This window comes from Streptomyces sp. TE5632 (assembly GCF_054061295.1).
The window spans coordinates 3617853-3637443 of the sequence record NZ_JBSSEA010000003.1 but is presented as its reverse complement, the minus strand read 5'-3'; the positions used below and the strand labels follow the sequence as shown (position 1 = coordinate 3637443).

The window sequence follows — 19591 nt, the reverse complement described above, 5'->3', positions numbered from 1 at the left end:
CGGGCCCGCCCCCGCCGTCCTCACCGACTCACCCCCGGCACCCCGTACCCATTCGACGCGGCCCAGTGTCCCCGGGCGATGGACCTGCTCAACGACGGTCTCAGGCAGCGGACGGCCCGTCGACGACCGGGCCGGGGCGCCGCCGCTCTCCCCGCCGCTCACTCGGGTGCCGTGGGCCTCCCGTCGGTCAGGCCCAGGCGTGCCTGTTCCTCCTCGACGATCCGGCGCGCCAACTCGGTGTCCGACACGTCGACCGCGTCCGGGGTGGCTTCGGCCACGGCGCTGCGGCGTGCGTAGGCGTCGAACAGGCGGGTCTTGTCCTCCAGCATCCTCACCATGCGTTCGTCCACTCCCCCGGTGGCGAGGAGGCGGTGCACGCAGACCGGTCTGACCTGGCCCATGCGGTGGGCCCGGGCCACCGCCTGGTGCTCGAGGGTCGGCTTGATCTGGGGTTCGCAGATGACGACGACCGAGGCGGCCTGCATGTTGAGGCCGACGCCCGCCGCCTGGATCTGCGCCAGGAGCACCGCGGGGCCCGGGACAGCGGTGAAGTCGTCGACGATCTGCTGCCGCCGTCCGGCCGGGACGCCTCCGGTGAGCGGACCGAACACCGGGGTGCCGTCGGCGGGTCCTGCGTCGAGCGCCTCCTGCACCACGCCCAGGACGTCCTTGAAGTAGGAGAAGACCACCGTCTTCTGCCCGTTCTCGCCGGCCTCCTGGACGATCTCCCGGAGCCGGTCCAGCTTGGCCGAGTTCCCGGGGCACAGGTACGCGGCCCTGCGCATCGCCATGAAGTTGCCGGCGCGCACGGCCTCGCGGTACGCCTCCTCGTCCGAGGCGCTCAGCTCCTCCCACTCGTCGGTCTGCTGGAGACTCGGCAGTTCCGTCAGCACGTCCTCCTGGTTGCGCCGCAGGTAGACCGGGGCGACGGCCTTGCGGAAGGCGACCGATCCGGCCGGCGCGTCCCCCTCGCCCAGGGATTCCGCGACGTCGCCGTCGAGCATCCGGACCAGGTTGCGGAACTCCGCGACCCTGTTCTCCATCGGGGTTCCGGTCATGAAGAGGACGCGCTCGCAGTGCTCCGCCCACAGGGCGACCGCCTGGGACCGCTTGGCCTTCGGGTTCTTCACGGAGTGCGCCTCGTCGACCACGAGCAGTCCGATCTCTCCCCCTCCCGGCGCGGGGAATCCCCGCAGTGCGTCGAACGTGGTCACCCCGACCCCGCCCCGCCCCTTCCAGTCGGCGAACGCGTCGTGCCGATCGGGACCGTGGAGCACGCTGACAGGCAGGGCGCTGCGGGTCTCGATCTCCCGGGTCCAGTTCACGAGGACGCTCGCCGGGCAGACGACCATGAAGTGGCTCTGCCCCTCGGCGGCCAGATGTGCCAGCACGGCGATCGCCTGGATGGTCTTGCCGAGCCCCATCTCGTCGCCGAGTATCACCTTGCGCTGCGCGAGGGCGAACCGCGCGCCGAACGCCTGGTAACCGCGCAGGGAGACCCGGCGACGGGAGTCGTCGAGATACAGGGTCCGCACCCGCTCGGCGATCTCGTCGGGCAGGAACCCCTCGGTGGCGGCCGCGTCGGGCAGCCGCCCGGAGATCTCGGCGAGCAGGCTGTAGTACTCGGCCGAGCGGAGCTCGAAGTCCACCCAGGCCGCGACGTCGGACGAGGGCCCCCGCAGCAGGTCCACCGAAGCCTGGGCGAACAGCCCGGGCAGGTCCGCCTGCTCCTCCTCGTCCGCCAGCACCCGGAGCTCGGCGACCGCGGCCAGCGCGCGGGCCTTCTTCTCCCGGCCCGCCATGAGCATCCCAAGACGCCCGGCGGCGGGCCTGGCATCGGCCAGCAACGGACCGAGCCGCTCCGACAGTGCGGTGGCCTTGTCGACGGCGCGTCGGGCGTCCGGGCCGGCCTCCACCAGTACGTGCAGGGCCGTGACGAGCGCGGTGGTGCTCGGTTCCGGCCGGTCCACGTCGATGTGGACGGCCACGGTCTCGTGCGCGGCCTCGGAAAGCCGGCGGGCGGCGGCGAGCATCTGGTCGACGGTGCGCTGCCCGACGCCGGGAATCTGCCGCAACCGGTAGGGACCCGCTTCGAGCACGCTGCCCACCGTGCGCAGTCCGCTCTTCTCGACGCCCCCCAGCCGGAGCCGTCCTTCGGTGACGTCCTGCAGCCGGGCGACGGGGATGGCGTCGAGTTCCCGCCGCACCGCCGCGTCGTGGATCGGCTTCAGTGCCGCCCGCACCGCCCCCACCGCGCTTCCGTGGTCCCCGACCAACGCCTGCGCCGCCTCGTACAGTCGCGCTCCCCTCGCGACCGTGTCCCGCTCACCCCGCCCCACGCTTCCCGCCCTTCCCTCGTCCTCCCCGCATCCTCCCACCGCCCGCACCGGGCCCCGCCGGACGTCCCCGGTGCGCTGCGGATCGTCCCGACCCCGAGGCCTGACACCGCTGTGCGGTCCGGGCCTCGCCGAACGGCGACCCGTCCGTCCACCCCGGTACGCCCACACCCATATCCGCTCGCCCCTGAGCCAGGCCGGCGAGGCCCGCCCCCGCCGTTCGCACAGTCCGACCTCCCGTGCTCTCCGGTGGGCACCCTGCCGACGGGTCAGCACCACGTCAGCACACTCCCGGAGAAGGCCGGCATCAGCCAGGGGACAGGAAGGGGCCAGACCCTAAAATCTGACCCCTGACCTGGGACTTCCTACCCTGACCAGCTCTTTCGGCCGCTCATGGCATCACACGTCAGACGTTGAAGCGGAATGTCTGCAGGCTGATCCTGACCTGCGGCGGAGCCCGGCCCAGGGCGCTGACCGGCGCTTTCACCGTTTGGTTGCGTTGGCCGCCGATGAGTGTTTACGACCGTACTGCGGACTGTCTGCGGACCGGGCAGCCCCCCGTGCCGCCCTGGCCATTCGCATCCACAGAGTTACGACCACCGGTAGGATCGGCACCATGAGCAGTAGCAGAAAGTACTCCATCAGCCTGCCCGAGGACCTTGCCGAGGCCGTACGCGCCCACGTCGGGCCCGGTGGCTTCTCCGCCTACGTCGCCGAAGCCCTCGAACAACGGGTCGCCATGGACAAGCTTCGGGAGATCGTCGCCGACTTCGAGACCGACAACGACGAGCTCACCCGCGAGGAGGTCGAGGCCGCCCGCGCGCTGCTGCGCCATGACCACCGGCAGGCCGGCGGTGCCGCCGCCTGATGCCCGGAACCCTGCTGCTCGACAGCGAAGGACTCTCCAAGCTCTACCGCAAGGACCGCATCGTCGTGGCTCTGGTCCAGGCGGCATCGGAGGAGGGCATCCGCGTGGCCACCAGCGCCATGACCACCCTTGAGGCCGATTACGAGCGGATCCACCCGGCCCGCATCAAGTGGGTCCTCTCCCGCATCGACGTTCACGACGTCACCAAGGAGGTCACCGACGAGGCCGCCGCCCTCCTGCGCACCCATCATCTCCACGGCCACAAGTACGCCATCGACGCCGCCTTCGCCGTCATCGCCCGCAACGCGCCCCCGCCGGTCACCGTCCTCACTTCCGACCCCGAGGACCTGACGCTCCTGTCCGGCCCTTCCGTAGAGGTCGTCAAGGTCTGAAATACCGGCCCCAGTCACGCCGACCTGCCCCACAGCCGACACCACAGCGCCCTGCCGGACCGGGGCTCTCGGGAGAGCCCGGGCGGTGCCGTGGTTCACGCGGGACGAGACCGGACCCCAATTCGGCCTGTACGTGTCCGCGGCCGGTGCCGCCGCTGGTCGCCCCTGGGTGGGCCGGTGGTGGACGACCCGCACGACCCGTCGGTGGCCCCGGACCGCGGCGCCGATGCGGCGCCGGCCCGCGCATTCCGTGAACGTGACCGGCTGCACCGCCCGGCGGGACGCCATCCAGCTACGGCGGGCATCCCAGCAGCACCGTAGTTGACGCCGTAAGTACGGTTACTCATACGCAAATTGTGAGTACCGCCTACCTTCGCGTGGTGTCTACGAATCCAACACGGCAGTCGTCCGCCTCTGGCAGGAGTGGCTGGTGCTGCTGCCTGCTGTTCGCTGTCCTGCCCGTCGTCTGGTTCATCGCCGCCCCCTTCCTACCGGAGCAGGTGTTCTGGTTCCCGTTCTGGTTGGGGGCTGTGGTGTGGAACGGAGCGGACGGCCAAGGCGGCATCAGCCACTTGTTCGGCTAACAGCAGGCAGGGACCAGAGCGGCATGGGCACAGAGACGTCCAAGGATCCGTCCGCTAACCCAAGTGCGGCCCATCAGGGCCGCCACATTGCAAGCCAGTAGAACAAGCCAGCCTGCAAGGAGGCTCTACCTCTTGAGCAAGTCGATGACGAACTCTCCCTCTCGCCGCCGCTCCGCCGCTGGCGCGCCGTCGCGACGGAAGTACAAGCCTGGTCACCGATGGGGACTGCTGACCTTGATCGGCTACGACGAGCGGCCCCGGTTCGTTCGCTGCCGTTGTGACTGCGGCAACGTGAAGAGCTTCGACATGACGAACGTGACCGCAGGGCGCACCCGGTCCTGTCGTGGACCGGCTCACCTCTCCCCGAACCAGTACGCACAGGCTCACAGGAAGATCCGGAAGACCCTGGGTCCGGCCAGCGGGTATTGGTGCTGGCTGCGATGCGGCGCGGCGGCGGACGAGTGGGCGTACGACCACAGCGACCCGAACGAGCGGCGCGACATGGACGGCCCCAGCACGGGCATCCCGTACAGCACGGACCCCGCGCGCTACGTGGCGCTGTGCAAGTCGTGCCACGTGAAGTTCGACAAGTGGAGCACCTCCGTTCTCCGCAAGCTCCCTGCGGACAAGCAGTCGCAGAGGCTGGCCCGCATATGGCTGATCCTGCACAACCAGCCGGGAGCGCGCCGAGAGCCGCTCGCTCCCGACACACCGCTCACATGACGGGGCGATTGGAAGACGCGTACTCATCCGCGATGTTGAAGACGCCGGCACAGCGCGGACATTCCGCATGGCCGAAGAGATGGGCGATCCCGTCGGCGAGCACGGTTTCCCCATCACGGACGGCAGTCTCACGCATCCACCGACCGACGCCTGAAAGGCTTTCTGGGGACGCCGGCCTGAGTCCGCGTCGGTCCACGTCACCGAGGTGCCAATCCCGGATCGCTGAGTAGCGCCCGTAATCGCCGATAGCGATCGTCACCTCTGCAGCGCAGTGAGGGCAGGTGACCTGGTAGAAGTCATCCGAGAAGTCCCCCAGGACCGCACTCCAGTGGTACTGCTCTTCCACCGCGAGCAAGTAGAGGAAAGTCGCGAAGTAGTCGTCTGGCCGCGACCGCAGGTGCCGATCCAGCAGCTCACGGAACTCCGCGATCGCGTCGGCGCAGGCCGCCAGCAGATCGTCGCACCCGTGGCCCCCTGCCGCGCACCGCACGATCGTCCCGGCCAGCCCGCGCGCCCGCGCGCTCCGCGACGCGAGACGCACCAGACGCGGCAGTGCGGCGAAACTGGCGGGGAACACCAAGTCGCACTCAAGGACCAGCCGGTAACCCAGCTCATCCCATGCCTCTGCGTCGTCCTCGCGCTCGACGCGCGCCAGGAGCTCGGGGACGCGATCGATGTCCCCGTGGCAGTCGTACATCCGTGCCCAGTTCACCACCTGAGCATTTAACCGCCCTGAGGCAGCCGGGGACGACTCCGCATCCATGAACGCCCCCTGCACGACTCATCAGCCAGGACCCAGCGTCGCGGGGAGGGCAAACACCCCCATTCCTATGCGCTCGGGCCGCCGGGAGATGGAGCCTCGACACTCTCCTGACCTGCGGATACAACCTGTAGCAAGTCGCCGGCTGAGGGGCGGAGTGGTCTGGAACCGTGGCGGAATTCGCGCTGCTAAGACAGGGCGGTCGCCGGTGACCAGTCCAAGGGGTCATACCCCACCCCCTTCGCCCGCGTCTTCGAGCTTCCTCTGGAAGAGCTGATGTCCCCACCCCTGGAGGGGCTCGACATCGACAGCCGGCGGCTCGTCCAAGAGGCCGTCGAAGCGTTCTACGAGGCCCGAGACGCGCGCGACCGTCTACACCACGCAGTGGTCGCCATCGCCGACCACATCAAGGCCCATCCCGACAGCTCGCGGGCGATCCACGAGCAGTGCCTCCGCCTCATGGGCGACGAGCGGGACGCTCGCACCCTCACCAGCGACATCGAGGACGGCGGTCACTACTGACAACCGACACGAAGGAGAGGCCACTTGGCCAACATCCAGAAGCGCCCCGACGGCAAATGGCGGGCTCGCTACCGCGACCTCGACGGCAAGGAGCACGCGCGCCACTTCGACCGCAAGATCGACGCCCAGCGGTGGCTCGACGAGGTCACGGCCAGCCTGGTCACCGGGCAGTACGTCGACCCGCGGTCGGCGAAGAAGCCCTTCAAGGAGTACGCGGAGAAATGGCGGGCCATCCAGCCGCACCGGCCTTCCACGGCCAAGGCGGTGGCCCAGCACCTGCGCTGCTACGTCTACCCGGCCTGGGAGAAGCGGGCACTCGGCGCCATCAAGCCGGGCGACGTACAGAGCTGGGTCGCCAGCTGACCACCACGCACGGGCTGGCCGCCGGCACCTCACGGACGGTCTTCAACACGGTCAACGCCGTCTTCCGAGCGGCCGTCCGTGACCGGATGATCCCTCACAACCCCTGCGCCGAGGCGAAGCTGCCCTCGGTGCCACGGAAGAAGATCGTGCCACTTGCCGTCGAGCAGGTGCGGACGCTGTCCGAGGAGATACCCACCCGCTACAAGGGCCTCGTGCTGCTCGGCGCGGCCACCGGGCTCCGCCCCGGCGAGCTCTTCGGCCTCCAGGTCCGCCACCTCGACCTGCTGCACGCAACCGTCTCGGTCGAGCAGCAGATCCAGCAGACCGCCAAGCACGGCGTGTACGTCTGCCCGCCCAAGACCGCTCGCTCGCACCGCACGGTCCCGCTCCCCCGCATGGCGGTGGATGCGATGAGGGCCCACCTGCGGGACTTCCCCGCCGATGGGCCCGAGAGCTGGATCTTCACGGCGCCGCAGGGCGGACCCGTGGTCTACACGCACTTCATGGACGGGTCCTGGCGGCCCGCCTGCGCGAAGGCCGGCATACCGAAGGGCACCGGACCCCACGCCCTCCGGCACCACTACGCCAGCCTGCTGATCAAGCACGGCAAGTCCGTGAAGACGGTCTCCGAGCGTCTCGGCCACACCAACGCGGCCATGACGCTGAACATCTACACCCACCTGTGGCCCGACTCCGAGGAGCGGACCCGGGCCGCCGTCGACAAGGCGTACGCGGACCAGTCCGCCGATGCCCGGCCGCAGGTCGACGAAGCGGCGTAACCGCTTCCCCGCGTGCCGGACTCATCCAGCACGTTGCGGACTCCGTGCGGACCGCAAAAGCCGCCCAACCCACTCCGCCGCAGGTCAGACGGCCTTTCGCCGAACGTATTAGACGTTGAAGCGGAACTCCACCACGTCGCCGTCGCGCATGATGTAGTCCTTGCCCTCCATGCGGGCCTTGCCCTTGGCGCGGGCCTCGGTGACCGAGCCGGTTTCGACGAGGTCGGCGAAGGAGATGACCTCCGCCTTGATGAAGCCCTTCTGGAAGTCGGTGTGGATGACTCCGGCGGCCTCGGGGGCGGTGGCGCCGCGCTTGATGGTCCAGGCGCGGGATTCCTTCGGGCCGGCCGTGAGGTACGTCTGCAGGCCGAGGGTGTTGAAGCCGACGCGGGCGAGGGTGGCGAGGCCGGGCTCCTCCGCGCCGACCGACTCCAGCAGCTCCATCGCGTCCTCCTCGTCCAGCTCGGCGAGGTCCGCCTCCAGCTTGGCGTTGAGGAAGATCGCCTCGGCGGGGGCGACCAGGGCGCGCTGCTCGTTCTTGAAGTCCTCGTCGGTCAGCTCGTCCTCGTCGACGTTGAAGACGTAGAGGAAGGGCTTGGTGGTGAGCAGGTGCAGGTCGTGCAGCAGCTCGGCGCGCTCGCTGCCCTGGAGGATGCCGTGCGCGAAGAGCGTGTCGCCCTTCTCCAGGATCTCCTTGGCCTCCTCGACCGCCTTGACCTTGGGCGCGATGTCCTTCTTGATCCGCGACTCCTTCTGCAGGCGCGGCAGGACCTTCTCGATGGTCTGCAGGTCGGCGAGGATCAGCTCGGTGTTGATCGTCTCGATGTCGTCCTTCGGCGAGACCTTGCCGTCGACGTGGACGACGTTCTCGTCCTTGAAGGCGCGGATGACCTGGCAGATCGCGTCGGACTCGCGGATGTTCGCCAGGAACTTGTTGCCGAGTCCCTCACCCTCGCTGGCGCCGCGCACGATGCCCGCGATGTCGACGAAGTCGACCGTCGCCGGGAGGGTCCGCTGGGAGCCGAAGATCTCCGCGAGCTTCGTCAGGCGGGCGTCGGGGACGCCGACCACGCCGACGTTCGGCTCGATGGTGGCGAACGGGTAGTTGGCCGCCAGCACGTCGTTCTTGGTCAGGGCGTTGAAAAGGGTCGACTTGCCGACATTCGGCAGGCCGACGATTCCGATCGTGAGCGACACGTTGCGACTTCCCGTACGTGAGGTTGGGGGATGAGGACCCGACGACTGGGCTGCGTGGGCCGATCCACCAGTCTACGGCGTGCCCGCCCTCCTCCCCGGCGACCTGTCGAACGCCTGAACGATCTTCGCTTCCCGGCGTGTCTGACGGGCTATTCGGCACATAAACAGACCTAAGTTGGTCCAGTGGAGCAACCCAGGACGCGACCCGCCCGGTACGGACCGCGACGCGACAGGCCGCCCCGGCCGCCGCTGCCCCCGCAGGCGGGGCGGGCACCCGGGGGCGGGGTCGCGCGGTCCGCCCGACCCGCCGCCCGCCCGGTGCCGGGCCGCCCGGTGCCGGGCCGCTTGGACCGGGTGCGGCGGCCCGCTCTCCCCGCCCCCCGGCACCTGCCGAACCCCCGGCTCACCGGGCTGGGCGGCGGGCTGTTCTGCGGGTTCGTGATGCTGACGCTCGGGTTCCTCGTCGCGCTGCTGTTCGGGTCGGTCCAGACCGTGTACGGCGTTCTGTTCCTGCCGGTGTGCGTGCTGACGGCGCTGTGGGTGCGCGAGGGGGACCTGCTCACCGCGCCCGTGATCGTCCCGATCGCCTTCGCTCTGGGGCTGCTTCCCCTGGTCGACGACGGCGGGAGCGGCGGCTGGCTGATGGGCATGGTGACCGGCCTCGCCACCCAGGCCGGCTGGCTGTACGGGGGCACCCTCGTCGCCGGTGCGATCGTGCTCGGCCGGAGGGTGCGGATGGTCCGCGTGCTCAACCGCCGGGCCGCCGCCCGGAGCCGGCTCCGGACCTGAGCGGCTCCCGGGCCCGGAACAGGCTCCGGGCCCGATCCGCCGCGGGGCGTCACACGCCCGTGGCCGCCCGCATCGCCGCCCCGACGATGCCCGCGTTGTTCTGCAGCCGCGCCGGGACGATCTCGGCCTTGATGCCGTGGATGTGGTGCAGGAACTTCTCGGACTTGCGGCTGACGCCGCCGCCGATGACGAAGAGCTCCGGCGAGAACAGCATCTCCACATGGGCCAGGTACTTCTGCACCCGGCGCGCCCAGTGCTCCCACGTCAGGTCGTGGTCCTCCTTGGCCTTGCTGGAGGCCCGCTTCTCCGCCTCGTGGCCGTGCAGCTCCAGATGGCCGAGCTCCGTGTTGGGGACGAGGAGGCCGTCCACGAACACGGCGCTGCCGATGCCCGTGCCGAAGGTCAGCAGAATGACCGTGCCCCGGCGGCCCTGGCCGGCGCCGAAGTGCACCTCGGCGATGCCCGCCGCGTCCGCGTCGTTGACCACCGTCACGGGCATGCCGCCCAGGCGGTCGCCGAGCAGCGTGCGCGCGTCGGTGTCGACCCAGCTCTTGTCGACGTTGGCCGCCGAACGGACCGTGGTGCCGTCGGTGACCACGCCGGGGAAGGTGACCCCGACCGGCCCGGACCAGCCGAAGTGGTCGACGACCTCCTTGACACCGTCGGCCACCGCGTCCGGCGTGGACGGGTGCGGGGTGAGGACCTTGTGGCGCTCCTGCGCGAGGTCCCCCTTGTCCAGGTCGACCGGGGCACCCTTGATCCCGGAACCGCCGATGTCCACACCGAAGATCTGCATGAACCTACGGTATGCCGGAGGGCGGCGGTCACCGAACCGGATACCGCCGCCCTCCAAAACCCTCCGGAACCTTCACGGGGTCACCCCGCGGAGTTCGCCCCCGGCCCGTCCGACCCGGTGCCGCCGCGCTCCGCCACCAGCGCCGCCGCCTCCTCGCGCAGGTCGCGGCGCAGTTCCTTCGGCAGCGAGAAGATGATGGACTCCTCGGCGGCCTTGACGATCTCGACGTCCTCGAAGCCGCGCTGCGCGAGCCATTCCAGGACCTGCTCGACCAGCACCTCCGGCACCGAGGCGCCCGAGGTCAGGCCGATCGTGGAGACGCCCTCCAGCCAGGCCTCGTCGATCTCGTCGGCGAAGTCCACCAGGTACGCCGCGCGGGCGCCGGCGAGCTTGGCGACCTCGACCAGCCGCACGGAGTTGGAGGAGTTGCGCGAGCCGACCACGATCACCAGGTCCGCCTCGGCGCCCATCTGCTTGACCGCGAGCTGGCGGTTCTGCGTGGCGTAGCAGATGTCGTCGCTGGGCGGGGAGATCAGCTGGGGGAACTTGTCCTTGAGCGCGTCGACGGTCTCCATGGTCTCGTCGACGGAGAGCGTGGTCTGGGAGAGCCAGACGACCTTCGACGGGTCGCGGACCTCGACCTTGGCGACGTCCTCGGGGCCGTCGACGAGCTGGATGTGGTCGGGCGCCTCGCCGGAGGTGCCGATGACCTCCTCGTGGCCCTCGTGCCCGATCAGGAGGATGTCGTAGTCCTCCTTGGCGAACCGGACCGCTTCCTTGTGCACCTTGGTGACCAGCGGGCAGGTCGCGTCGATGGTGGCGAGCCGGCCGCGCTCGGCCTCCTCGTGGACCACGGGGGCCACACCGTGCGCGGAGAACATGACGATGTTGCCCGGGGGGACCTCCTCCGTCTGTTCGACGAAGACGGCGCCCTTCTTCTCCAGGGTCTGCACGACGTACTTGTTGTGCACGATCTCGTGCCGGACGTAGACGGGGGCCCCGTACTGTTCGAGGGCCTTCTCGACGGCGATCACGGCGCGGTCCACGCCCGCGCAGTAGCCCCGGGGGGCGGCGAGCAGGACACGGCGGCCAGACGAAGCGGTCATGCGTCCCATCGTAAGGGCCACGTCCGGCGGGCCGGTGATCGCGTCCGGGAAGCGGTGCGGGCCGGTGTGCGAGAAGGCCTGCGCTCTCGGTGGGTGGGAGGGCCTGCGTTGTCGGTGGCGCGCACTACTCTCGCGGCATGGCTCTCAACACGTCTGCGGAAGCGCCCATCCCGGTCGGTGAGGTGTCGCGGCTCATCGGGGGGTGGATCGACCGGCTCGGCGCGGTGTGGGTCGAGGGGCAGATCACCCAGTTGTCGCGGCGCCCGGGCGCCGGGGTGGTGTTCCTGACGCTGCGGGACGCCTCGCACGACGTCTCCGTCGGCGTCACCTGCTACCGGCAGGTGTTCGACGCCGTCGCCGACGTCGTGAGCGAGGGCGCGCGCGTCGTGGTGCACTGCAAGCCCGAGTGGTACGCCCCGCGCGGGCAGCTGTCGCTGCGGGCCGCCGAGATCAGGCCGGTCGGGGTCGGGGAACTGCTCGCCCGGCTGGAGCAGCTGAAGAAGTCCCTCGCGCGGGAGGGTCTTTTCGCGCCGGAGCTGAAGAAGCCGCTGCCGTTCCTGCCGCGGCTGATCGGGCTGGTCTGCGGACGCGCCTCGGCCGCCGAGCGGGACGTGCTGGAGAACGCCCGGCGCCGCTGGCCCGCCGTCCGCTTCGAGGTGCGCAACGTCGCCGTGCAGGGGGTGCACGCGGTGCCTCAGGTCGTCCAGGCCGTGAAGGAGCTGGACGCGGTCGACGAGGTGGACGTGATCGTGGTCGCGCGGGGCGGGGGCAGCGTGGAGGACCTGCTGCCGTTCTCCGACGAGCAGCTGGTGCGGGCGGTGGCGGCCTGTCGTACGCCGGTCGTCTCCGCGATCGGGCACGAGCCGGACAGCCCGCTCCTGGACCATGTCGCCGACGTGCGGGCCTCCACCCCGACGGACGCCGCCAAGAAGGTCGTCCCGGACGTGGGTGAGGAGTACGAGCGGGTGCGGCTGCTGCGCGACCGCGCGCGGCGCTGCGTCCAGGCGTTCGTCGACCGGGAGGAGCGGGGGCTGGCCCATGCCCTGGCCCGGCCGTCGGTCGAGGATCCGCACCGGATGGTCGACGCGCGGGCCGAGGAGGTCACGACGCTGCTCGACCGGGCCCGGCGCTCCCTGCGGCACCAGCTGGACCGGACCGCCTCCGAGCTGACGCACACGCACGCGCGCGTGGTGGCCCTGTCCCCCGCCGCGACGCTCCAGCGCGGGTACGCCGTGCTGCAGCGGGCCGACGGCCACGCGGTGCGCGATCCGGGCGGGGTGGAGCCCGGCGAGGTGTTGCGGGCACGGGTGTCCGAGGGTGAGTTCACAGTCCGAGTCGATGCGTAGGGTGGGCGGATGACCAGCAAGAAGGACCAGTCGACGGCGGCCTCGGCCGAGGCCGAGGCGCTCGGTTACGAGCAGGCGCGGGACGAGTTGATCGAGGTCGTGCGCCGCCTGGAGACGGGCGGTACGACGCTGGAGGAGTCGCTCGCGCTCTGGGAGCGGGGCGAGGAGCTGGCCAAGGTGTGCCGGCGCCGGCTGGACGGGGCGCGGGCCCGGCTGGACGCGGCGCTCGCGGAGGAGACCGCTGGAGCGGGACGGGCGGAGAACGGGGCCGGGGAGCTGTAGCCCGCGCCCCGGCCCGCCCCCGCCCGCCCCGGCGGGCGGGGGGGCTACTTGGTGTTGTCCTCGGCCAGCGTGTGGGCGACGAGGGCGTTCGCGTGGCCGTGGCCCAGGCCGTGTTCGGCCTTGAGCCAGGTGACCAGCTCCATGTGCTTGACGAGCGGCGAGGAGCGGATCAGCTCCTTCCACTCCGCGATCGGACGGCCGTACTTCTTCTCGATCGACGGGAAGTAGCTGGCGGGGCCCTTGACGGCGTCGGTCATGGCGGGCTGGTCCTCTCTTCTGTGAGTGGCGGTTCTTCTGCGAGTGGCGGTGTACTGCCCTTCAAGACCGTGGGCGGCCGGCGAAGTGCTCGCCGGACCGATGTGGCGTGCGTCACTCCGGAGCGACCCTCCTGTGGAACAGATCACCGGACTCCGCTTTTAATTGAACTTTGAACTTCCCTGTCGTAACGTTTTCCCCGTCAACGGTTTCGCACCGATCGTGTGGAACCGACGCTCCCCCCTTCAGAAAGTTCACCCATGTCTCTCGTCCTTGACCCCGCCGCCCAGGACCTGCTGTTCCGCGAGGCGCGCACCGCCAACACGTTCACCGACGAGCCGGTGACCGACGAGCAGATTCAGGCGATCTACGACCTGGTCAAGTACGGCCCGACCTCCATGAACCAGTCGCCGCTGCGCGTCACCCTGGTCCGCTCCCCCGAGGCCCGCGAGCGCCTCGTCCAGCACATGGCCGAGGGCAACGCGACCAAGACGGCCGCCGCCCCGCTGGTCGCCATCCTTTCCGCGGACAACGAGTTCCACGAGGAGCTGCCGCAGCTCTTCCCCCACTTCCCCGGGGCCAAGGACATGTTCGCCGGCGACCGCTCGATGCGGGAGGGCCAGGCCTCCCTGAACGCCGCCCTGCAGGCCGCTTACTTCATCGTCGGCGTCCGTGCCGCGGGTCTGGCCGCCGGACCGATGACCGGCTGCGACTTCGAGGGCATCCGCAAGGAGTTCCTCGACGACGACCACACCCCGCTGATGGTCGTCAACATCGGCCGTCCCGGCGAGAACGCCTGGTTCCCGCGCAGCCCGCGCCTGGAGTACGACGAGGTCGTCACCACCGTCTGATCGTCGCCTCGCGACATACGGCAGGACCCCCCGACACGTCGTGTCGGGGGGTCCTGCCGTATGTCTGCCGTCGCGAACCGGTCAGTCGGCGGATCCGGTGCGCAGGGCCTCGGCCATCCGCGTCAGCTGGTCGAAGGAGGCCGTGCCCGTCACCACCGTGGTCGAGCCCTCGGGGTCCTCGTGCACCAGCGCGTCGTAGTGATCGCCCTCGTACCGGGTCCAGGTCCTGCCGTCGATCTGCTGGGTGGTCCCGGTCTTCTCCGCGCCCTGGGTCGCGTCCTCGATGAAGACCACCGGCTTCTCGGTGGACTGTTCGACCGCCACGTACTCCCCGTCGGGGGCCCGGTAGCCGAGGTGCCAGGACTCGAAGTCCTCGCTCCGGAAGCGGACGGAGGTGGGCTTCCACGCCTCGGGCAGCCCCTCGGGCGCGGCCACCGCGTAGGAGGCGGCGCGGCGCGCGGTCGACAGGTCGACCCGGTAGTCCACCCGCTTGAGATCGGGCTCCGACTCGTCGTGCGGGCTGAACAGCCAGATCACTCCCGCGGCGAGCAAGATGAGGCCCAGGGAGAGAACCATGTCCCGGGCCGATTTCTGCGTGCTGTTCGTTCCTGCCACGCCCCTATCGTCGCAGGTGCCCGTCGCGCTCATCCGTGGGGTCCCCTGCTCATTTTGTCATCCCGGCGCTAGAGTCGACCCCATACCCTCATCCGGCCGTCGTCGTACAGAAAGGTGCGCTCCGATGACCGAGCACCATCAATTGCCGTCCGAGCTCGATGTGCCCTCCGAAGCTCCCGACCGCAACCTCGCCCTGGAGCTCGTCCGGGTCACCGAGGCGGCGGCGATGGCCGCGGGGCGCTGGGTCGGGCGGGGCGACAAGAACGGCGCCGACGGTGCCGCGGTACGCGCCATGCGCACCCTCGTCTCCACCGTCTCGATGAACGGCGTCGTCGTCATCGGCGAAGGCGAGAAGGACGAGGCCCCGATGCTCTTCAACGGGGAGCGCGTGGGCGACGGGACGGGACCCGAGTGCGACATCGCCGTCGACCCGATCGACGGCACCACGCTGACCGCGAAGGGCATGACCAACGCGATCGCCGTGCTCGCCGCCGCCGAACGCGGCTCGATGTTCGACCCGTCCGCGGTGTTCTACATGGACAAGCTGGTCACCGGGCCCGAGGCGGCCGACTTCGTCGACATCGACGCGCCGGTGTCCGTGAACATCCGCCGGGTCGCCAAGGCCAAGCGGGTCACGCCCGAGGACGTCACCGTGGTGATCCTCGACCGGCCGCGGCACGACGGCATCATCAAGGAGATCCGGGAGACCGGGGCGCGCATCAAGCTGATCTCCGACGGCGACGTGGCCGGCTCGATCCTCGCCCTGCGCGAGGGCACCGGCATCGACCTGCTGCTCGGCATCGGCGGCACCCCCGAGGGCATCATCTCGGCCTGTGCCGTGAAGTGCCTCGGCGGCACCCTCCAGGGCAAGCTGTGGCCGCAGGACGACGCGGAGCGGCAGCGCGCGATCGACGCGGGGCACGACCTCGACCGGGTGCTGACCGACGCCGACCTGGTCACCGGGGAGAACGTCTTCTTCGTGGCCACCGGCATCACCGACGGCGAGCTGCTGCGCGGGGTGCGCTACCGCCCCGAGACCGCCACGACCGACTCCATCGTGATGCGCTCCAAGTCCGGCACGGTCCGCCGGATCGACTCCGAGCACCGGCTGAGCAAGCTGCGCGCCTACAGTGCGGTGGATTTCGACCGGGCGAGGTAGCTCCGCAGGGTCCGCCGGGGATTGTGCCGGGGGCCCACGGGTGTGCGGTCCGTGGATCTCCCGGCCCCGTGGGTCTCGTCGAACGGTGCGGCTTTGGCGGCGGGCTGGGCGCGCGGTTCCCCGCGCCCCTTCTGGCGCACGGTGATCCATGGTGATCCTTGAGGTGCCCCGCGTCGTAGCGGGCGTCGCGGTTCCCCGCGCCCCCTGTCGAGGCACCCCGGGGCGGAAGCGCACTCCGCGCCCCTTGAAGAGCACACCGGCAGGGGTTCCCCCCCGGTGCGGCGGGGCACCCCTGCCGGTGTGCGCCTCAGCCGGCCGCCGCTATGGATCCCGTCGTGCGCGCCGCCTTCTGCAGTTCCAGGTCGCGGCGGCGGCGCCGGGCCAGGACCACCCGGCGCTCGGCGGCGGTCAGGCCGCCCCAGACTCCGTAGGGCTCGGGCTGGAGCAGGGCGTGCTCCCGGCACTCGACCATCACCGGGCAGCGGCCACAGACCCGCTTGGCGGCCTCCTCGCGGGAGAGCCGGGCGGCCGTGGGTTCCTTCGAGGGGGCGAAGAACAGTCCTGCCTCGTCACGCCGGCACACCGCCTCGGTGTGCCAGGGCGCTTCCTGATCCCTGTCTCGCGTCGGCACCCGCCGGGCCGGAACGGCAGCTACCTGCAGGGACGAATGCGGCGGTTGCGGCACGGGTCTACTCCTGACGACGGCTTCGCGAGCGAGAGACGATGCAGCAAGGCCTACCCGCTGTGCGCACGCCTATGCACTGAGTTCCGAACCGCCGCTTCTCGCACCGGAATTCGGCACGGACCGCCTCCGCGATCCGCGGACGCCGCGCCTCCGCCCACCCCCGCCGTACGAGCGCCGGAGCGTCAGGATGTCAGCGGTCCAGCCCCTTGCGCTTGTCCACCGAGCGCTGCACCCGGTCGAGGATGTCCGCCACCAGCTTGCCCCGCTTGGGCTGCGCCTCGACATTGCCCAGCACCGCCCAGCCGTCCACGTAGACCACCGGGGCCTCGGGGTCCTCCGCGTCCAGCGAGGCGATCTCGAAGTTGCCGAGCACGCCACCGCCCATGCCGCGCAGCGACACGTTCTGCGGGACGCGGACCTCGACGTTGCCGAAGACCGAGAAGACCTTGATCACGACCTGCTGGTGGTCGAAGAGCGCCTCGCTGAGGTCTATCTCGACGTTGCCGAAGATCGCGTACACATGGATGCGGCGGCCGGCCCGCCAGCGACCCTTGCGGGTGGCGGAACTGAAGACCGCCACCACGTTCTCGTCGGGGTCCACCGGGATGGCGCCGGCGGTGGGGCGGCTCGGCGCCGAGGCGTGGACCGCGCGCCCCTGATGGGCGGCCGGCAGGTCCCGGACGAACACCTCGAGCTCCCCGGCCGTCTTGGCGGCCAGCACGCCCTCGACACGCTCCGCGTGCTCGTCGGCGGTCAGCCGGCCCTCCGCGAGGGCCTCGCGCAGGAGGTCGGCGATGCGGTCACGGTCCGCGTCCGAGACGCGCAGGTCGGCGGCCGGCGCGGCGCCGTCCCGGGGCTGGGCGTGCTTCTGAAGGTCCACGGCAGCAGCGTACCCAAACGCGATAGATCGCGACTAGCCCCTGTCGGGAACTACTCGTGAACGAGTCCGGAACCCGCCGGAAACCCGCCCCGCGACCTCCGCGACCCCCCGCCCTCCGCGCCCCCGCGTGAGAACCCGTCCGCGAACCCGTCGGGAACTCCGGAAACCACTGAGGACAACCTCACAAGCTCACCCGCGGCGACAGGCCATACGCTGGTGAGCGCCCGCCAACGGAGGCGGGCGGCCGTCTGTCGAGTGAGGAATGGGCGAGATGCCTGAGTTCGAGTACGCCGATCTGCTCCCCATGGGAGAGGACACCACCCCCTACCGGCTGGTGACCTCCGAAGGTGTCTCCACCTTCGAGGCCGACGGGCGGACCTTCCTCAAGGTGGAGCCCCAGGCGCTGCGCAAGCTCGCCGAAGAGGCCATCCGCGACATCCAGCACTACCTGCGCCCCGCGCACCTCACCCAGCTGCGCCGCATCATCGACGACCCCGAGGCCTCGTCCAACGACAAGTTCGTCGCCCTGGACCTGCTGAAGAACGCCAACATCGCGGCGGCCGGCGTGCTCCCCATGTGCCAGGACACCGGCACCGCGATCGTCATGGGCAAGCGCGGCCAGAACGTCCTCACCGAGGGCGGCGACGAGGAGGCCCTGTCCCGGGGCATCTACGACGCCTACCAGAAGCTCAACCTGCGCTACTCCCAGATGGCACCGCTGACCATGTGGGAGGAGAAGAACACCGGCTCCAACCTCCCCGCCCAGATCGAGCTCTACGCCACCGACGGCGACGCCTACAAGTTCCTGTTCATGGCCAAGGGCGGCGGCTCCGCCAACAAGAGCTTCCTCTACCAGGAGACCAAGGCCGTCCTGAACGAGGCCTCCATGATGAAGTTCCTGGAGGAGAAGATCCGTTCGCTCGGCACGGCCGCCTGCCCGCCGTACCACCTGGCGATCGTCGTCGGCGGTACGTCCGCCGAGTACGCGCTGAAGACCGCGAAGTACGCCTCCGCGCACTACCTCGACGAGATCCCCACCGAGGGCTCCCCGCTGGGCCACGGCTTCCGGGACAAGGAGCTGGAGGAGAAGGTCTTCGAACTGACGCAGAGGATCGGCATCGGCGCGCAGTTCGGCGGCAAGTACTTCTGCCACGACGTCCGCGTGGTCCGCCTGCCGCGGCACGGCGCGTCCTGCCCGGTCGCCATCGCCGTCTCCTGCTCCGCCGACCGCCAGGCCGTCGCGAAGATCACCGCCGAGGGCGTCTTCCTGGAGCAGCTGGAGAAGGACCCCGCGCGGTTCCTGCCCGAGACCACGGACGAGCAGCTGGAGTCGGACGGCGACGTCGTCAAGGTCGACCTGAACCAGCCGATGGACGCCATCCTGGCGGAGCTCACCAAGTACCCGGTCAAGACCCGGCTTTCGCTCACCGGCCCGCTGGTGGTGGCCCGCGACATCGCGCACGCCAAGATCAAGGAGCGGCTGGACGCGGGCGAGGGGATGCCGCAGTACCTCAAGGACCACCCGGTGTACTACGCCGGTCCGGCCAAGACGCCCGAGGGCTACGCGTCCGGCTCCTTCGGCCCGACGACGGCCGGGCGCATGGACTCCTACGTCGAGCAGTTCCAGGCGGCCGGCGGCTCCAAGGTGATGCTGGCCAAGGGCAACCGCAGCAAGCAGGTCACCGACGCGTGCGAGGCGCACGGCGGCTTCTACCTCGGCTCGATCGGCGGCCCGGCCGCCCGGCTCGCCCAGGACTGCATCAAGAAGGTCGAGGTCCTGGAGTACGAGGAGCTCGGCATGGAGGCGGTCTGGAAGATCGAGGTCGAGGACTTCCCGGCGTTCGTGGTCGTCGACGACAAGGGCAACGACTTCTTCCAGGACCCGGCGCCGGCCCCGACGTTCACGACGATCCCGGTGCGGGGGCCGGGGCTGGCGTAGCGTCCCCGGGGGGGGGCGGCGGTCGAGGACTTCGGCTCCCGCCGCCCCCCTTCGCGTCTCCGAGGCCGTGCCCCGGTCCCCCTCCGACCCTGAGCGGGTCCCGTCCTCGAACACCGGCCGGGCCGGGGCGGCCCACCGCCCGCAGTTCACCCTCGACCGACCGGGTCGGCTCGACACCGACCGTGCCCTCACGGCAGTCCCCGGCTCGGAAGTGCCCGTGAGGGCTGCTGCGGGGTTTCCGCACGCCCGGATAGCGGACGCTGTGTTCCTTTTTTGGACAACCTGCCCGCGCGGGCCCCGTTTCCGTTGACTCCCTCAACTTCCGCTGTGAGTCTTCTCGCCAATCTGACATGCCCATGCAATG

General features: G+C 70.3%; 20 protein-coding genes and 1 pseudogene. 12 read left to right on the top strand and 9 right to left on the bottom strand.

Annotation, left to right across the window (positions count from 1 at the left end):
- Positions 1–158: 158 nt before the first annotated feature.
- A complete protein-coding gene (locus tag ACVW19_RS21930) occupies positions 159–2339 on the bottom strand; it encodes a DEAD/DEAH box helicase (RefSeq protein ID WP_457461072.1) in 2181 nt (726 codons plus the stop codon).
- 613 nt (positions 2340–2952) lie between these two features.
- On the opposite strand from ACVW19_RS21930, the gene ACVW19_RS21925 reads away from it, so the two are divergent.
- From ACVW19_RS21925 to ACVW19_RS21915, 3 genes are all read left to right on the top strand, one after another.
- Positions 2953–3204: a magnesium transporter CorA family protein gene (locus tag ACVW19_RS21925; protein ID WP_327115104.1), complete on the top strand. Its 252-nt coding sequence runs from the start codon at positions 2953–2955 to the stop codon at positions 3202–3204.
- Positions 3204–3596: a DNA-binding protein gene (locus tag ACVW19_RS21920; RefSeq protein WP_457461070.1), complete on the top strand. Its 393-nt coding sequence runs from the start codon at positions 3204–3206 to the stop codon at positions 3594–3596. Before ACVW19_RS21925 ends, ACVW19_RS21920 begins: the two co-directional genes overlap by 1 nt.
- A gap of 890 nt (positions 3597–4486) precedes the next feature.
- On the top strand, positions 4487–4903 hold the full coding sequence (locus ACVW19_RS21915) for a hypothetical protein (protein WP_457461069.1): 417 nt from the start codon (positions 4487–4489) through the stop codon (positions 4901–4903).
- Here the strand turns inward: ACVW19_RS21915 and ACVW19_RS21910 are convergent.
- Positions 4896–5618 (bottom strand): hypothetical protein, encoded by a 723-nt coding sequence (locus ACVW19_RS21910; RefSeq protein WP_457461067.1) that lies wholly within the window; start codon positions 5616–5618, stop codon positions 4896–4898. The genes ACVW19_RS21915 and ACVW19_RS21910 overlap by 8 nt on opposite strands.
- A gap of 285 nt (positions 5619–5903) precedes the next feature.
- Between ACVW19_RS21910 and ACVW19_RS21905 the strand changes: the two are divergent.
- The 3 genes and pseudogenes from ACVW19_RS21905 to ACVW19_RS21895 form a co-directional block, all read left to right on the top strand.
- Positions 5904–6185, top strand: a pseudogene (locus tag ACVW19_RS21905) (XRE family transcriptional regulator); the annotation flags it as partial.
- A 24-nt stretch (positions 6186–6209) separates the two neighbouring features.
- Positions 6210–6548, top strand: coding sequence for a hypothetical protein (locus ACVW19_RS21900; protein WP_457461065.1), 339 nt, complete (start codon positions 6210–6212; stop codon positions 6546–6548).
- A gap of 86 nt (positions 6549–6634) precedes the next feature.
- Positions 6635–7327 carry a tyrosine-type recombinase/integrase gene (locus tag ACVW19_RS21895; protein ID WP_457461063.1) on the top strand — a complete coding sequence of 231 codons (693 nt, stop codon included), beginning with the start codon at positions 6635–6637 and terminating at the stop codon, positions 7325–7327.
- 108 nt (positions 7328–7435) lie between these two features.
- On the opposite strand, the gene ychF is transcribed toward ACVW19_RS21895, so the two are convergent.
- On the bottom strand, positions 7436–8524 hold the full coding sequence (gene ychF / locus ACVW19_RS21890) for a redox-regulated ATPase YchF (protein ID WP_457461061.1): 1089 nt from the start codon (positions 8522–8524) through the stop codon (positions 7436–7438).
- 183 nt (positions 8525–8707) lie between these two features.
- Between ychF and ACVW19_RS21885 the strand changes: the two genes are divergently transcribed.
- A complete protein-coding gene (locus ACVW19_RS21885) occupies positions 8708–9313 on the top strand; it encodes a DUF6542 domain-containing protein (RefSeq protein WP_457461059.1) in 606 nt (201 codons plus the stop codon).
- 49 nt (positions 9314–9362) lie between these two features.
- Here ACVW19_RS21885 and ppgK read toward each other — a convergent pair whose 3' ends face one another.
- Both ppgK and ACVW19_RS21875 read right to left on the bottom strand, forming a co-directional pair.
- Positions 9363–10109 carry a polyphosphate--glucose phosphotransferase gene (ppgK, locus tag ACVW19_RS21880; protein WP_457461058.1) on the bottom strand — a complete coding sequence of 249 codons (747 nt, stop codon included), beginning with the start codon at positions 10107–10109 and terminating at the stop codon, positions 9363–9365.
- Positions 10110–10189: 80 nt separating this feature from the next.
- Entirely contained in the window at positions 10190–11224 is a 1035-nt protein-coding gene (locus tag ACVW19_RS21875; protein WP_457461056.1) for a 4-hydroxy-3-methylbut-2-enyl diphosphate reductase, read from the bottom strand.
- Positions 11225–11352: 128 nt separating this feature from the next.
- On the opposite strand from ACVW19_RS21875, the gene xseA reads away from it, so the two are divergent.
- Together xseA and ACVW19_RS21865 are read left to right on the top strand one after the other, a co-directional pair.
- The gene (xseA, locus tag ACVW19_RS21870) at positions 11353–12561 is read left to right on the top strand and encodes an exodeoxyribonuclease VII large subunit (protein WP_457461054.1); all 1209 of its coding nucleotides are present in this window, start codon (positions 11353–11355) and stop codon (positions 12559–12561) included.
- A gap of 9 nt (positions 12562–12570) precedes the next feature.
- Positions 12571–12843, top strand: a complete 273-nt coding sequence (locus tag ACVW19_RS21865; protein ID WP_457461052.1) for an exodeoxyribonuclease VII small subunit — start codon at positions 12571–12573, stop codon at positions 12841–12843.
- Between the two features lie 44 nt (positions 12844–12887).
- On the opposite strand, the gene ACVW19_RS21860 is transcribed toward ACVW19_RS21865, so the two are convergent.
- Positions 12888–13100, bottom strand: coding sequence for a DUF4287 domain-containing protein (locus ACVW19_RS21860; RefSeq protein ID WP_457461050.1), 213 nt, complete (start codon positions 13098–13100; stop codon positions 12888–12890).
- Between the two features lie 258 nt (positions 13101–13358).
- Here ACVW19_RS21860 and ACVW19_RS21855 point away from each other — a divergent pair, with 258 nt between their 5' ends.
- Complete coding sequence (locus ACVW19_RS21855; RefSeq protein WP_109376794.1) at positions 13359–13949, top strand: malonic semialdehyde reductase; 591 nt, start codon at positions 13359–13361, stop codon at positions 13947–13949.
- Between the two features lie 81 nt (positions 13950–14030).
- Here ACVW19_RS21855 and ACVW19_RS21850 read toward each other — a convergent pair whose 3' ends face one another.
- Entirely contained in the window at positions 14031–14564 is a 534-nt protein-coding gene (locus ACVW19_RS21850) for a DUF4245 domain-containing protein (protein WP_457461047.1), read from the bottom strand.
- 124 nt (positions 14565–14688) lie between these two features.
- Between ACVW19_RS21850 and glpX the strand changes: the two genes are divergently transcribed.
- On the top strand, positions 14689–15723 hold the full coding sequence (gene glpX, locus ACVW19_RS21845; RefSeq protein ID WP_202276488.1) for a class II fructose-bisphosphatase: 1035 nt from the start codon (positions 14689–14691) through the stop codon (positions 15721–15723).
- A 307-nt stretch (positions 15724–16030) separates the two neighbouring features.
- Here glpX and ACVW19_RS21840 read toward each other — a convergent pair whose 3' ends face one another.
- On the bottom strand, positions 16031–16408 hold the full coding sequence (locus ACVW19_RS21840; RefSeq protein WP_457461045.1) for a WhiB family transcriptional regulator: 378 nt from the start codon (positions 16406–16408) through the stop codon (positions 16031–16033).
- A 190-nt stretch (positions 16409–16598) separates the two neighbouring features.
- Positions 16599–17288 carry a DUF1707 SHOCT-like domain-containing protein gene (locus ACVW19_RS21835; protein ID WP_457461043.1) on the bottom strand — a complete coding sequence of 230 codons (690 nt, stop codon included), beginning with the start codon at positions 17286–17288 and terminating at the stop codon, positions 16599–16601.
- Positions 17289–17550: 262 nt separating this feature from the next.
- Here ACVW19_RS21835 and ACVW19_RS21830 point away from each other — a divergent pair, with 262 nt between their 5' ends.
- The gene (locus tag ACVW19_RS21830) at positions 17551–19227 is read left to right on the top strand and encodes a fumarate hydratase (RefSeq protein WP_457461041.1); all 1677 of its coding nucleotides are present in this window, start codon (positions 17551–17553) and stop codon (positions 19225–19227) included.
- Positions 19228–19591: the final 364 nt, after the last annotated feature.